Source organism: Cellulomonas sp. WB94, from assembly GCF_003115775.1.
Lineage (GTDB): Bacteria > Actinomycetota > Actinomycetes > Actinomycetales > Cellulomonadaceae > Cellulomonas_A.
This window is the reverse complement of record NZ_QEES01000007.1, coordinates 65,387-78,984: the sequence shown is the minus strand read 5'-3', so window position 1 is coordinate 78,984 and position 13,598 is coordinate 65,387. Positions and strand designations below refer to the sequence as shown.

10 protein-coding genes are annotated in these 13,598 nt (G+C 72.9%); 7 read left to right on the top strand and 3 right to left on the bottom strand.

Features of this window, described 5'->3' with window-relative positions:
• Positions 1 to 19: 19 nt before the first annotated feature.
• The 5 genes from uxaC (at position 20) to DDP54_RS17525 (ending at position 6,495) form a co-directional block, all read left to right on the top strand.
• Positions 20 to 1,429: a glucuronate isomerase gene (gene uxaC, locus DDP54_RS17545; RefSeq protein ID WP_109133344.1), complete on the top strand. Its 1,410-nt coding sequence runs from the start codon at positions 20 to 22 to the stop codon at positions 1,427 to 1,429.
• The gene (locus tag DDP54_RS17540) at positions 1,426 to 2,844 is read left to right on the top strand and encodes a mannitol dehydrogenase family protein (RefSeq protein WP_109133274.1); all 1,419 of its coding nucleotides are present in this window, start codon (positions 1,426 to 1,428) and stop codon (positions 2,842 to 2,844) included. The genes uxaC and DDP54_RS17540 overlap by 4 nt, the downstream gene beginning before the upstream one ends.
• A complete protein-coding gene (locus DDP54_RS17535; RefSeq protein ID WP_109133273.1) occupies positions 2,841 to 4,403 on the top strand; it encodes a gluconokinase in 1,563 nt (520 codons plus the stop codon). Before DDP54_RS17540 ends, DDP54_RS17535 begins: the two co-directional genes overlap by 4 nt.
• 106 nt (positions 4,404 to 4,509) lie before the next feature.
• Complete coding sequence (locus DDP54_RS17530; protein ID WP_158274572.1) at positions 4,510 to 5,277, top strand: GAF and ANTAR domain-containing protein; 768 nt, start codon at positions 4,510 to 4,512, stop codon at positions 5,275 to 5,277.
• 192 nt (positions 5,278 to 5,469) lie between these two features.
• Positions 5,470 to 6,495, top strand: a complete 1,026-nt coding sequence (locus tag DDP54_RS17525) for an ANTAR domain-containing protein (RefSeq protein ID WP_109133271.1) — start codon at positions 5,470 to 5,472, stop codon at positions 6,493 to 6,495.
• A gap of 188 nt (positions 6,496 to 6,683) precedes the next feature.
• Here the strand turns inward: DDP54_RS17525 and DDP54_RS17520 are convergent, their stop codons facing one another.
• Positions 6,684 to 7,289: a hypothetical protein gene (locus tag DDP54_RS17520; RefSeq protein WP_158274571.1), complete on the bottom strand. Its 606-nt coding sequence runs from the start codon at positions 7,287 to 7,289 to the stop codon at positions 6,684 to 6,686.
• 189 nt (positions 7,290 to 7,478) lie between these two features.
• Complete coding sequence (locus tag DDP54_RS17515) at positions 7,479 to 8,108, bottom strand: FAD-binding protein (protein WP_109133269.1); 630 nt, start codon at positions 8,106 to 8,108, stop codon at positions 7,479 to 7,481.
• Between the two features lie 186 nt (positions 8,109 to 8,294).
• Here DDP54_RS17515 and DDP54_RS17510 point away from each other — a divergent pair, with 186 nt between their 5' ends.
• Complete coding sequence (locus DDP54_RS17510) at positions 8,295 to 10,340, top strand: BTAD domain-containing putative transcriptional regulator (RefSeq protein ID WP_109133268.1); 2,046 nt, start codon at positions 8,295 to 8,297, stop codon at positions 10,338 to 10,340.
• Between the two features lie 643 nt (positions 10,341 to 10,983).
• Complete coding sequence (locus tag DDP54_RS18030; protein WP_146192471.1) at positions 10,984 to 11,163, top strand: hypothetical protein; 180 nt, start codon at positions 10,984 to 10,986, stop codon at positions 11,161 to 11,163.
• 122 nt (positions 11,164 to 11,285) lie between these two features.
• Here the strand turns inward: DDP54_RS18030 and malQ are convergent, their stop codons facing one another.
• Positions 11,286 to 12,902 (bottom strand): 4-alpha-glucanotransferase, encoded by a 1,617-nt coding sequence (gene malQ, locus DDP54_RS17505; RefSeq protein WP_158274570.1) that lies wholly within the window; start codon positions 12,900 to 12,902, stop codon positions 11,286 to 11,288.
• Between the last annotated feature and the right edge of the window lie 696 nt (positions 12,903 to 13,598).

Genomic DNA, 13,598 nt, shown 5'->3' with positions numbered 1-13,598 from the left:
CGCCGACACCATGGGGCTCATGGCCATCCTCGAGCTCCATCCCGACCGCCTGCTCCCTGGCGACCCGGCGACGAGAGACGTCGGGCGGGAGCTGTACGCGGCCGTCCGTGACCTTCCCATCATCTCCCCGCATGGGCACGTCCCACCGGTGTGGCTCGCGGACGACGTCCGGTTCGAGGACCCGACCTCGTTGCTCATCACGCCTGACCACTACGTGCACCGGTTGCTGCACGCGCGTGGCGTGTCGCTGCCCGACGTCGGTGTGGGCGGTGCCGGTCTCACCCCGGAGCAGTCGCGCAACGCGTTCCGCATCCTGTGCGCGCACTGGAAGGCCTACCGCGGGACTCCGGTGAAGTTCTGGTTCGAGTCCGAGCTCGTGGACATCTTCGGCATCGACCTCGTGCCGTCTGCCGAGACGGCCGACGCCATCTACGACTCGATCGCCGCCACGATCGCGACCCCGGAGTTCACGCCCCGCGCGCTCTACGAGCGGTTCGACATCGAGCTCATCGCGACCACCGACGATCCCTGCGACGACCTCCGGTATCACGTCAAGCTGGCTGACGACCCCACCTGGACGGGCCGGGTGGCGCCCACCTTCCGCCCGGACAAGTACCTCGAGCCAGCCACGCCGGCCTGGAACTCTCTGGTCGACCACCTCGCCGAGGTCTCCGGCGTCGACACCGGCACCTTCGCCGGCTGGGTCGCCGCGATGGAGAACCGTCGCGCCTTCTTCAAGGCTCACGGTGCCGTCTCCACCGACCACTCGCACCGCGACGCGCGGGTCGAGCCGCTCGACGACGCCGAGGCCGAGCGCCTGTACGCAGCGGCTCGCGCGGGCACCATCAGCCTTGAGCAGGGCGCAACGCTGCGCCGGAGCTTCATGTTCCAGCAGGCTCGGATGGCCGCCGATGACGGCCTGGTCATGACGCTCCATCCGGCGCTCTACCGCAATCACCATGCCCCCACCTTCGACGCGTACGGTGCGGACGTCGGCGCCGACATCCCGCTCGCCGTCGAGTTCGCGAGCGCGGTGCAGCCGATGCTCTCGGCGTTCGGCACGTCGCCGAACTTCCAGGTGATCTTCTTCACCATCGACGAGACGGTCTACTCGCGGGAGCTCGCACCGCTGGCGGGCTTCTACCCGTCCGTCTACGTGGGCGCTCCGTGGTGGTTCATCGACGCTCCCGAGGCGATGAACCGCTATCGCAGGGCCGTGACCGAGACCGCCGGGTTCACTCGGACGTCGGGCTTCATCGACGACACGCGTGCCTTCCTGTCCATCCCTGCGCGTCACGACATGAGCCGACGGATGGACTCCGGCTTCCTCGCACAGATGGTCGTCGACCACCGACTGACGATGGACGAGGCGATGGACACCGCACATGACCTCGTCGTCGCCTGCCCCCGAGAGGCGTTCAAGCTGTGAACGACCCGACCCTCACCCCTGCTGCGCCGCCGCGTCTGTCCCGCTCGGCGGGGCACGGCCGGGCGGCCGCCCCCGTGCGCATCCTCCACGTCGGTCTCGGGAACTTCTTCCGGGCGCACCAGGCCTGGTACACCGACAACGCGCCCGACGCGTCCGAGTGGGGGATCGCGGCGTTCACCGGCCGGTCACCCGCGATGGTCGACGCGCTCGACCCGCAGGGCGGGCTCTACACGCTGATCACGCGCGGCGCCGACGGTGACCGGTTCGACGTGGTGTCCAGCATCTCGGCGGTGCACGACGGGGCCGATCACGACGCGTGGCTCGCCTGCTGGACCTCTCCCGACCTCGCCGTCGTCACGCTCACCGTGACCGAGGCGGGCTACCTGCGCTCTCCCACCGGCCGCCTCGACACCTCCAACCCGGACGTCCGAGCGGACGTGGAGGCGCTCGGCGCCGACCCGACGGCTCCAGCACGGACGACGCCAGGGCGCATCGTGTCCGGGCTGCTGGCGCGGCGCGCCGCGGGCGCCGGACCGCTCGCGATCCTGCCGTGCGACAACCTCCCGGGGAACGGCCCCGCGCTCGCTGCGGTCGTGGCGGACCTCGTGGACCTCGTCGATCGGAGCCTGGCGGGGTGGGTCGCCGATCACGTGGCGTTCGGCACGACGATGGTCGACCGGATCACACCCGCGACCACCGACGAGCACCGTGCGGCAGTCCTCGCCGGGACGGGCCTCGTGGATGCCTCCCCGGTGCCGACCGAACCGTTCAGCGAATGGATCATCGCGGGCGCGTTCCCGAACGGCCGCCCCGACTGGCAGGCCGCCGGCGCGAGGCTCGTGGACGACGTGATGCCGTTCGAGCAGCGCAAGCTCTGGCTCCTCAACGGCTCCCACTCGTTGCTCGCCTATGCCGGGTCGATCCGAGGGCACGAGACCGTCGCCGAGGCGATCGCCGACCCGGTGTGCCGTGGCTGGGTCGAGGAGTGGTGGGCCGAGGCGTCGCGTCACCTCTCGCTCGCCGAGGCCGACGTGGCGGCGTACCGCGCCGCGCTGCTGCGCCGGTTCGAGAACCCGAGGATCCGGCACGCGCTCGCCCAGATCGCCGCCGACGGCTCGCAGAAGATTCCCGTCCGGATCGTTCCGGCCCTGCGGGCCGAGCTCGCCGCGGGCCGGGTGCCCGTCGGCGCGACCCGGGCGGTCGCGGCCTGGGTGGGTCACCTGCGCGGCCACGGCGCTCCCGTCCACGACGCGCGGGCCGAGGAGGTGAGGCGACTCGGCGACGGAACCCTCGAGGAGTCGGTGGACAAGGTGCTCGGCTTCCTCGGCGTGGACCTGGCCGCGGACGAGCGCGTGCGGGCGGCGGTGCTCGAGCACGCACGGTCCTTGGCGACACCCGCGGCAGCGCAGTCATGAGCGCTCAGACGGCCGGGGTGCACCCGCCGGCCGAGGTGATCATCGGGCTCGACGTCGGCACGACAGCCGCCAAGGTCGTGGCCTTCGGGCTCGGCTCGCCGTGGCGCCACACCGCCATCCGGGAGTACCCGCTCGTGCAGCCGGCTCCGGGCTGGCAGGTGCAGGACCCCCAGGCGATCGCAGCGGCAGTCCAAGGTGCGCTGGCGGAGTGCGTGGATGCCGTCGGCGGTTCCAGCGTCGTGGCGCTCTCGGTGAGCGCCGCGATGCACGGCCTGATCGGTCTGGACGCCAAGCTGCGTCCTCTGACACCGCTGGTGACATGGGCCGACGCTCGCGCCCGCGACGAGGCGCGGAGCCTTCGGGAGTCCGGCCTGGCTGGTGCGCTCTACCGGACCTCGGGCACGCCCGTGCACCCGATGTCACCGCTCACCAAGCTCATGTGGTTCTCTGCGCACGAGCCGCAGCTGTGCGCGACCGTGCGGTACTGGGTGGGGTTGAAGGACTACGTTCTCGTCACCCTCACGGGGACGCTCGCAACCGAGCTGTCGTCGGCGTCGGGCACCGGGATGCTCGACCTGCAGACGCGCGACTGGAGCCCTGCAGCGATCGACCTTGCGGGCATCTCCGCCGACCAGCTCCCGCCCGTCCTGCCGACAACCTCTGCGCTCGGCCTCATGAAGACCGTGGCGAACCGGGTGGGACTGCCCGTGGGTCTGCCCGTTGTCGTGGGAGCCGCGGACGGCCCTCTCGGCAACCTCGGCACCAACGCGATGGCGCCCGGCGTCGTCGGGCTCTCTCTCGGCACGAGCGGAGCCGTGCGGATGGTCGTGCCCGAACCGATGCTGGATCCCGACGGCCGGTTGTTCTGCTATGCGCTCACCGACGAGCACTGGGTCATCGGCGGCGCCGTCAGCAACGGTGGCGTCGTCGTGCGCTGGGCCGGCGGCATCTTCGGCCGCGACCTCGCCGGTGACGCGGGCGGGGTGGCGCCAGACGCCGCTCTGCTCGCGCTGGCCGAGAGCGTGCCGCCCGGCAGCGACGGCCTGCTCATGCTCCCGTACCTTCTCGCCGAACGCGCCCCGCTGTGGGACCCCGACCTGACGGGCGCCTTCCTCGGGATCCGCCACGCACACACCCGCGGGCACTTCGTGCGGGCTGCCGTCGAGGGCGTGGCCCTCCAGCTCTCGACCATCGTGGACCGGCTCGACCGCATCGAGCCGGTGACGAGCGTCCGCGCGACCGGAGGTGTGTTCCGTTCCCCGCTCTGGCGCGACATCATGGCGGGCGCTCTCGGTCGGCCCGTCTGCGTGACTGGCGGAGCAGAGGGTTCCGCTCTCGGGGCCGCCGCCCTCGGCCTGTACGCCCTCGGCCGCGTGAGCGAGCTGGGCGACGGGGTCGGGGTCCTCGAGCCCGACGACGCGGATGCGAGCTCGTCGGCGATGCCCGCTGCCATGCCCGAGCACTCCGAGGTCTACGCGCGCATGCGCGCCGCGGTGCCGGGTCTGCTCGCCGCCTACGACGATGTCGCACGGCTCTTCCGGTCGATGGGAGAAGACTGACGCCCGCACCTGGACGGTGGTGCTTCTGCCCGCGCACGGGGGAGACTGGTCGCAGGGGCGTGACTCGGTGAACCGGGGGACGCACTCCGATGGTTCAGGAGCGCAGGTGGACGAGAGCGCCGAGGTGATGACGCTGCTGGCGCGCGCCGTCGACCGCGGTGCGGGCGGCGAGCCGCTGGCCCAGCGCCTGTGCCGAGCATGCCTCGAGATCCTGGGCGCCGGGGGAGCGGCCATCACGCTGGCCACGTCGCGACCAGAGAGCGTGACGATCTGGGCGACGGACCGGACGGCAGCAGGCATCGAGAGCGTCCAGGACGTCATCGGCGAAGGACCCAGCCGGGAGGCGTTCGACTCGGGACGGCCCGTCGTGGTTCGCGTCGGCGCCGCCGCGCCCGGCCCGTACGCCGTGTTCGACGCCATGGCCGAGAACCTCGCGGGCAACGTCACCATCTGGGCACTCCCGATGCAGCCGAACGGCACGACGATCGGCGTCCTGACCCTGTACCGGGCGTCGGGCGGACTACGTCGCGGGCTGAGCGAGGCCCAGGCGGTCGCCGACGCCGTCGGTGCCGCCCTGCTGGAGGATGCCCGGACAGAGGTCCCCGCCTCGCTGGCTGCATGGTCAGATCGGGCTGTCGTCCATCAGGCGATCGGGATGGTGGTCGCCCAGCTCGGCATCCCGCCGGCGGACGCGCTCGCGCTGCTCCGGGCGCACGCCTACACGTCCTCGAGCGAGCTCACGGCGGTCGCGTCGGCTGTGGTGAGCCGACACCTGGACCTCTCCGGCACTCCCGGCGACTCCGGTCGGCCGTGGCGCAGGACCACGAGATCCCCAGGGACCAACGACGGCCGCGCAGGGCACGGTGAGCGATGACGAGCGCTCGTCGTCGGACAGAGCGTCTGTGTCGACACGGGGTCGCGTCGGCCGCATGATGGACCCTGGGGCAAGGAGGCCCCGCACGAGGGCAGAACTAGGCGGTGGCACCGGCTCGGGTCGGTCGCGCTGACAGCAGAGGTGCGCGCGGCGGTTCGGGTCGAGGTAGCGGCAGCTCGTTCGGGGGATTCCATGATCCACACACCAGATGACCTGCACGACCGGCCCGGAGCACACGACGCCGAGATCCCGCTGGGCACCGTTCGCGCCCAGGGGGACGTCTGGACCTGGTCGGACAGCGTGTACGCCATGCACGGCTTCGCGCCGGGCGAGGTCGTGCCCACGGCCGAGGTGATGCTCGCCCACTGCCACGCCGCCGACCGGGACCGGCTGGCGGCGGTGCTGGTCGCCGACGACAGCGAGCTGTCCTACGCGGCCGAGCAGTACAGGCTGATCGACGCCCGTGGTGACGAGCACTGGGTGGCGCTCACCGTGGACTGGTCGTCGTCCGACAGCTGCATGTACGCCTCGATGCTCGATCTGACCGCCCGCCATGCCCGAGCGAGCGCTGACGCGGTGACGTCCATCCTGACTGAGGCCCTCGAGTCGCGCAGCATCATCGACCAGGCCAAGGGTGCGCTCGAGCTGGTCTACGGGACCGACGAGTCGACCGCCTTCAACCTCCTGAAGCTGTACTCCCAGCAGACCAACGTCAAGCTTCGTACCGTCGCGAGCGAGATCGTCGACTCGTTGAGCAGCGCCCACGCGTTGCCGACCGCCATGAAGGACCTCTTCGACGAGAAGTTCCTCGACCTCGCGCGCAACGGACCGGCGAGCACCGCGCGCCCCGCGATCCGCGACGAGGCCCGACGGCCCATCGAGGTCACCCTGCAGATGGACGCCGACGTCGTCCGCATCGTCGTCACGGGCGACGTCGACCTCGCGACCGCACCGGCGTTCGGCGGCGCCCTGCGGTCGGCGTGCGCGCGCGCGAGCGCCGAGCACGGGGTCGTGGTGGATCTCTCGGGCTGTGCGCGCGTCGGTCCCGAAGGACTCGCCGAGCTCGCTTCAGCGCGTCGACGACTGACCCGGAAGTCAGCGGAGATCCACGCACTGGTCGGCGACGAGACGCTGAATCCCTCCGCCGTCGCCGCCGTCGTGCAGACGGTCGTCGTCCCTGGTCGGGACCCGGACGACGTCGACGCCGTGCAGGCCTGAGCAACGCGGCTCGGCGGGGAGCTGCCTTGAGCAGAGGCGGTAGCCGCCGAGACCGCTGACCTCGCCGAGCTCTCGCAACAGTGCAGGCGCGGCGGTGCGAGGCGCAGCAGCGCGAGGCGCGGCGGGCGCTGTCGTCCTGACACGCGCCCGCCGCGGCTCGTCGCCGACGCCTCGTCCTGCCCCGACGCTCAGGCGTCCAGGAACCGGCGGGCCCGCAGGATCCCGTGCGGGTCGTGGTGCGCCGCGACCCGGCGCAGGCGGGCCATCGTCGCCGGGTCGTAGGCCGAGGTGACCCGCTCCGGCCGGGTCAGCGGCGCGAAGTTGACCAGCGTGCGGCCTCGGGACCACGGCTGCACGGCCGTCATGACAGCCGCCAGCTGCGCCGGGACGAGTTCCGCGAGAGGCGGGATCGCGAGGCCGGCCGCGAACAGGCTGAACGGAGCGTCGCGGTGGCTGATCGCGCTCGCGTGCCGCGGGTGCCACGCGAGCGCACCCCCGAGCCTGCGTACCTCGACCATCGCGAGCGCCGGCGAGGCTGCCACCTGCCCCAGCAGCGTCTCAACGGTGTCGTGGGTCAGCTCCTCGAGCAGGACGTGGTCCTCGAGCAACGGCATCGGGTCCGTCGGGTCGCTGTGCACCTGGCCGAGCGCCGTGGACGGGATAAGATCTACGGTGTCGATGATCGCCGGGGCGCACGCGCGCAGCGGGGCCAGCAGCTGCGCCCCGCGCTGGGCGTCGCCGTGCCAGGTGAAGCGGACGCTCACCGTGAGCTTCCCGGCGAGGGGCGGTGGCACGAAGGGCGCCTCCGGAAGTCGCATGAACACGATCGAGGTCGTCGCGCCGTCGGGAGCTGCTCTCCCCAGGTGCGCCACGTGCGCAGCACGGCTCCGGCGTCGGTGCCGTCGAACCAGACCGCCCCGCCGTAGACGTGGGCGCCGTTCAGCAGGTCCAGGTCAACGGCCGTGACGATCCCGACGCTGCCCTTACCGCCGCGCACGGCCCAGAACAGGTCCGGCTCGAGCTCGGGGGTCACCCGGCGCAGCACCCCGTCGGCGGTCACGAGGTCGAGGGCGCGCACGCGGTCCGCGGCGAAACCGTAGGCGTGGGCCACGCGGTGACAGGCCGCCACCGGTGACGTAGCCGACCACGCCGACGGTGGGTGACGAGCCAGCCAGGCCCATGAGGTCGAGCGGTGCGGCGGCCTCCAGCACCTGCTGCCACCGGACCCCGGCGCCGATGCGCGCCCACCCCTCGGCGTGGATCTGCAGCTCCTGCAGGAGGCCGGTGTGGATCAGCAACGCGCCGTCCAGGGCGTCCGTCGCGCCGTGACCGGTGGCCTGCGGCGCGATCTCGATGCCGTGCCGGCCGGCGAAGCGGACGGCCGCGACCACGTCGTCGGCATCGGCCGCCTGGACGACGGCCGCCGGGTGCGGGTGCTGGGTCAGGTTGAAGGATCCGACCAGGGCGTCGTAGCCCGGGTCGTCGGGCAGGACCACGTGCCCGGTGAGGTGGGCGGCCAGCTGGTCCCAGCGCGGCTCCGGGTGGGGCCGGTCGCGACGCTCGTCCGTGGGGTGCGGGTGGGCGAGGCGCTGCTGGGTGTCGTGCACGGACATCGACTATCTCCCTCGGTGCGGTGGGGCTGGGGTGGATCAGTGACGCCACCTTCGGACGATGCCGTTGCGAGCCGGTTGCAGCGACCTTGCCGACGGGCTTGCGGCGTTCCACCGGGGGGAACCGGCTGGCGTCCTGAGGCCTCGCACCCTGGCGATCGCCCCCGTCGCCCCGTAGCCTCGGGCGTGATGGAGGGCATCGGTGTCCGGGCCCTGGGCCCGGTCCGGGTGCGGGTCGGTGGCACGCCGGACGATCTCGTCGTGCCCCCACGCCTTCGTTCCGCCCTGGCGGCCCTGGTGCTGAACCTCGGCCACGTGGTGCCGGCGGACCTGCTCGCGATGCGGGTCTGGGGTGAGGACGTCGGGCCCGCCGCGCTGCTGCCCGCCGTCTCGCGGCTGCGGCGGATCCTCGAGCCCGGTGTGGTCGACGGGGCCTGGCAGCTGCTGCTCACCCGGTCACCGGGCTATCTGCTCGCGCTGCCCGACGAGGCCGTCGACGCCCGCAGGTTCGAGCGCGCGCTCGCCGAGGCCAAGGTGGCGCGGTCCGCCGAGGACCTCACGGGCGCCGTCAGCCTTCTGGATGGCGCCCTCGCGCTCTGGCACGGCGCCGCCTATGCCGACGTCGAGCGCCCCTTCGCGCGCGAGGAGGCCATGCGTCTCGAGCGCCGACGCCGAACCGCCGCCGAGCTCGCGGCGGACCTGGTGCTGCGGCTGGGGAGGCCCGACGAGGCGGTGGAGCGGTTGTTGCCGGTGGTGCAGGCCGAGCCGCTCGACGAGGGGGTGCGGGCGGCCCAGGTCCGGGCGCTGTACGCCGCCGGGCGACAGGCGGAGGCGCTCTCGGTCATCGAGAACGTCCGGCTGCTGCACGCCGACGAGCTGGGCGTCGACCCTGGACCAGAGCTGCGCGAGCTGCAGGCGCGCGTGCTGCGGCACGACCCGGGCCTGCTGCCCAGCCGGCGGCCGACGGGCTCGGTCGCCGAGCAGCCGCGTCGCTCGTCACCGCCCGCGCCGTCACCGCCGAGCCTCGGGCCCGCGCTGACCACGTTCGTCGGCCGGGAGGAGGACCTGGACTTCTTGGCAGCGGCGCTGCGGGCGCACCGGCTGGTCACGGTGGTGGGCCCGGGCGGCTCGGGCAAGACGCGGCTCGTCTGCGAGGCCCTGCGGCGCGGGCTCGTACCGGGCGAGGTGGCCGTCGTGGAGCTGGCGGGGATCCAGGACGGCGCGCTGGTCGGCGCGCAGGTGGCCGACGTGCTGGACGTCAGCCTGACCGGCGCGGGGCCCGTCGACGCCGTGGTCACCGCGGTGCAGGACCGCGCGGTCACCGTGATCCTCGACAACGGCGAGCACCTGGTCGACGACGTCGCGGCCTGGTGCGCGCAGGTCCTGGCCAGCTGCCCGCACCTCGTCGTGCTGGCCACGTCACGGCAACCCGTGGGCCTGGACGGGGAGGCGGTCCTGCCGTGCGGCCCCCTGCCGGTGGGGGAGCTGGACGACGACGCGGTCCTCCTGTTCCGCGACCGAGCGCGACTCGTCGGAGCGCCCGTGTCCGACGACATCGGCACAAGTCGCCTGGTCCACCACGTCTGCACCCGTCTCGACGGGCTGCCCCTGGCCATCGAGCTGGCTGCCGCGTGCCTGCGAGCCCTGCCGCTGACGGAGGTCGCACGCCGGGTCGAGGACCCGTTCGAGCTGCTCACCGAGGGGCGCCGCAGCGCCGCGCCCCACCAGCGCACGCTGGTGCAGACCGTGCGCTGGAGCGTGGACCTCCTCGACGACGCCGAGCGTCGACTCTTCGAGCAGCTGGCCGCCTTCCCTGGCGGGTTCGCCACCGACACCGTCGACGCGGTGGCCGGCTCCTCCTCCGGCCAGGCGCTGAGCGCGCTGCGCGCTCTCGTCTCCCAGTCCCTGGTCGTCCTGGAGCGCGAGCGTGGGCGGTACCGGATGCTGGAGACGCTGCGCCAGTCGAGCACGAGCAGGAGCCCGCGGCGCTCCTGGCGGACCGGGACCGCCAGGCGAGGGTCGTCGCCGATCTTGTCGAACGGCTCGAGCCTCTGCTGCGCGGGACCGGGCAGGAGGCAGGCTGGGCACGGCTCGACGCGGAGCAGCAGAACATCCGGGCCGCCCTGGCGCACGCGCTCGCGCGCGGGGACGGTCGCACGGCCGCCCGCATCGCTGCGTCCGTCGGCTGGTGGTGGTACCAGCGCGGCCACGTCGACGAGGGTCGCGCGGCGCTGAGCGCGGCGGTGGCGGCACTGCCGCCCGACGAGCCTGCCCTGCTCAGCCGCGTCCTGCTGGCGCATGCGCTTCTGGCGTACCTGATGGGCGACGTCGCCGCCGTCACCTCGGACGTCGAGCGGCTGGTGCCCGCGGCCGAGGAGGCCGGCGACCCGAGCCTCGCCCTCGGCCTGGTGCTCCGTGGGTTCGTCCGCGCGCTGCGCGGGGAGGCAGGCGACGAGGTCGCGGCGGACCTGGCCCGCGGTCGCGAGGCGGCCGACGAGCATGGCAGCGCCTGGATCCAGGCGGAGATCGCGATGGCGCAGGGCCAGTTCGCTCGCGCCACCGGGGACCGCGACCAGGCCCTGGCGCTCCTGACCATCGCCGAGGAGCGCGCCCAGGCGCTGGGACACCGGTGGGCCCTCGCGAGCACGCGCTGGGTGCGCGCCAAGGTGCACGTCGACGCCGGGGAGGGCACCCGCGCCCTCGCGAGCGTCGCCCGCATGGTCACGGCGGCCAGCACCGACGGGGACCGCACGGGGAGCCTGGCCGGACTCCTCGTGGCCGCGGGGGCCGCGACCGCCGCGGGCCGCGCCGAGGACGGTGCCCGGATCCTCGGGGCTGTGGGACGCCTGTCCCAGCGTATCGGCTACGACCCTTCCGCATGGACCCGATGGACGGCGAGGGCTACCGAGCGGCCACCCGGGCCGCGCTCGACGAGCCGGCCTGGGTACGCGCGCTCGCTGAGGGTGCGACGTGGGACCTGCCGGCGGCGTGCGCCCATGTCGAGCAGCTCGCGACAGACACCGCCCTCGAGCACGATCGCCGCGGCACCTCCATCTGAGTCGTTCACGACGAGGGCCGACGAGGTCGTGCCGACCCGCAGCCGGCGTCAGCGGCGGTGGAGCCCGGAGCCGCGAGGAGGCCGCTCCGGGCCTACGTGCCGATGCGGGCCCAGGTCCCCGGTCAGGCGCGCGTACCCAAGACCTGTGCCAGCTCCTGCGCAAGGGGCTCGCGCAGGATGTCCTCGACCGGCCGCGGCAGGCTCAGGCACCAGTTCGGCCAGGCGGTGACCGTTCCGGGCATGTTCGGTCGTTCGGCGACCGCGCCGACGTCGTCGAGGGAGGCCAGCACCACCCGGGCCTTGCAGGCAGCCAAGCGGGTGTATTGGGCGAGGACCGCACGCCTGATCTCCTCGGGTCCGATAGGACCGTCGGGGTCGACGCCCGCGGCGGCGGCCAGCTCGCGCCGCGCCTGCTCGAGCTGCTCGAAGTTCGCGGCCTTGCCGATGGCGCGCAGGTCGTTCGTGTCCGACCCGGTCAGGGTGCCGGCAATCGTGGCCTGGTCGTGCGTGGAGGACGCACCCATGGCGGCCTCCGGGAACTGATCGACCGGCAGGCGCAGCGCGGCCCGGTAGCCGAGCATTCCGTCCCGGGCCATCGTGTCGCGGACCTCGTCGGCCACCGTTCCCATGTCTTCCCCGACGACCCACGCGCCGACTCGGCTGGCCTCGAGGCGCACGATCGCGAGCATCGCCTCGGTCGGGTAGTGCACATAGGCACCCTGACCTGCCCCCTCGCCCGCCGGTACCCAGAAGAGGCGCCACAGCTGCATGACGTGGTCGATGCGCAGCGCGTCCGCGTGGCGCAGCGCGGAGCGGACCATCTTGATGAATGGAGCGAAGTCTGCGGCGACGAGGGCCAGCGGGTTGAAGGGGGGAAGCCCCCATTTCTGGCCGTCGACGTTGTGCCGGTCCGGCGGGCAGCCGACCTCGAAGTCGAAGCAGACCTCGTCCTGGCTGTCCCACGCGTCCGCGCTGCAGGAGTCGAACCCGACGGCGATGTCCACCACGACGCCGGCGCCGGCTCGGCAGGCCGCAGCAAGCTGGGTGTCGGCGACCCATTGAGCCCACGCGTAGAAGGCAACCCGGTCGGTGTGCTCGGCTGCGAAGTCGAGCGCGCCCGCGGGGGAGTGGAACTCGGACGGCCACTCCCGCCAGTTCCCCGTGCCATAGGTCTCGGCCAGCACGCACCAGGTGGCGAATCGGGTGAGGTTCTGCCCGTGCTCTGCTGTCCAGACCTCGTGCTCGACGGGCAGCGTCCACCTGGTGGCCGACCAGATGCGCTCGAGGGCCGAACGCTTCAACTTCCACACGGCGTCGCGGTCGATGAGTCGCTCGGCGTTGAGCTCGCGCCCGGCCAGCTCGAGGTCGGCGAGGTCGACCTCGCCGGCGCCGGGGACGTCTGCCATGGCGATGTGGAGCAGCTGGAGCCACTGCCGGGACGCGGGCGAGTACGGGGACGCCTGCTGCGCGGGGACGGGTGCGGCGGCGTGCACGGGGGAGATCAGGACTGAGGTGGCCCCGGCGGCCCTTGCCGCCCGAGTGATCGTTGCGAGGCCAGCGAAGTCACCGATGCCCCAGGAGTCCCGGGAGCGTGCCGCATACAGCTGCACCGACCAACCCCAGCCCCGGACCGGCTGCGGCAAGCGTTCCGGTGCGCTGATCACCAGACGGCGCCGGCCGTCCGGCGTGCGCAGGTGGTAGTACCCCGGCTCCGGCCCGATGCCAGCGGGCCCGGGCACGTCAGCCCCCGTGAGATCGAAGAGGCTGCCGTCGAGGTCGGGGCGCGCCTGACCGGGGGTGCAGACCAACGGCTCGGCCGCCCTAGGGCCTGCGCCGATCGCCGAAGCGACCGCAACGAGCGTTGCCGCCGGCGGGTTCCGGACATGCCCGTGCGCATCGACGTAGCTCTCCGGGATTCCCAGGTCGGCCAGGGTGTACGGGGCACTCCCAGCCCGGTCGAACAGCGAACGTCGAACGGCTCGTAGCAGGCCGGGAGCCCTGGTCCGACGTCTGGGGGAGATGGCTGCGCGCACGATGAAGCTCCTTCGCTGGGGTCGGGTCGGCAAGCCGCACTCCATGGGAAAGGGTGGTTGCTCCAGGGCCAGGCTCGGTCGGGTCGCACGATGCGACCCATGGGACGGATGGGATCCGGGAAGCGACGGAACGAGGACAGAATTGCTGTAACTCTCTGCAAGTGGTTGCGGTGGCTAAAGTACACCCCCACGCTGCTGACCCAGGTCATCAGGTGGGCGCCCTCAACGAGCCCTGACACCGCCGGTGCCGATGCACCCGCCACCCGGGCGATCCGCCGTCGGGCGGCCCGAGGGGGAGCGGACTCCACCAAGCGCGGCGTACTCACGCCGGCCGGCCGCCGTGCGAGCCGGGAGCCTGACGAGCGACCGGTGCGCCTTCCAGCAGAACTCGATGAACCATCG

Bases quoted from the DNA above. Each gene is read 5' to 3' on its own strand.
- DDP54_RS17535 (WP_109133273.1), top strand. From the start codon at position 2,841: ATGAGCGCTCAGACGGCCGGGGTGCACCCGCCGGCCGAGGTGATCATC.
- DDP54_RS18030 (WP_146192471.1), top strand. From the start codon at position 10,984: ATGGACCCGATGGACGGCGAGGGCTACCGAGCGGCCACCCGGGCCGCG.
- DDP54_RS17525 (WP_109133271.1), top strand. From the start codon at position 5,470: ATGATCCACACACCAGATGACCTGCACGACCGGCCCGGAGCACACGAC.
- DDP54_RS17515 (WP_109133269.1), bottom strand. From the start codon at position 8,108: ATGTCCGTGCACGACACCCAGCAGCGCCTCGCCCACCCGCACCCCACG.
- uxaC (WP_109133344.1), top strand. From the start codon at position 20: ATGGCCATCCTCGAGCTCCATCCCGACCGCCTGCTCCCTGGCGACCCG.
- DDP54_RS17510 (WP_109133268.1), top strand. From the start codon at position 8,295: ATGGAGGGCATCGGTGTCCGGGCCCTGGGCCCGGTCCGGGTGCGGGTC.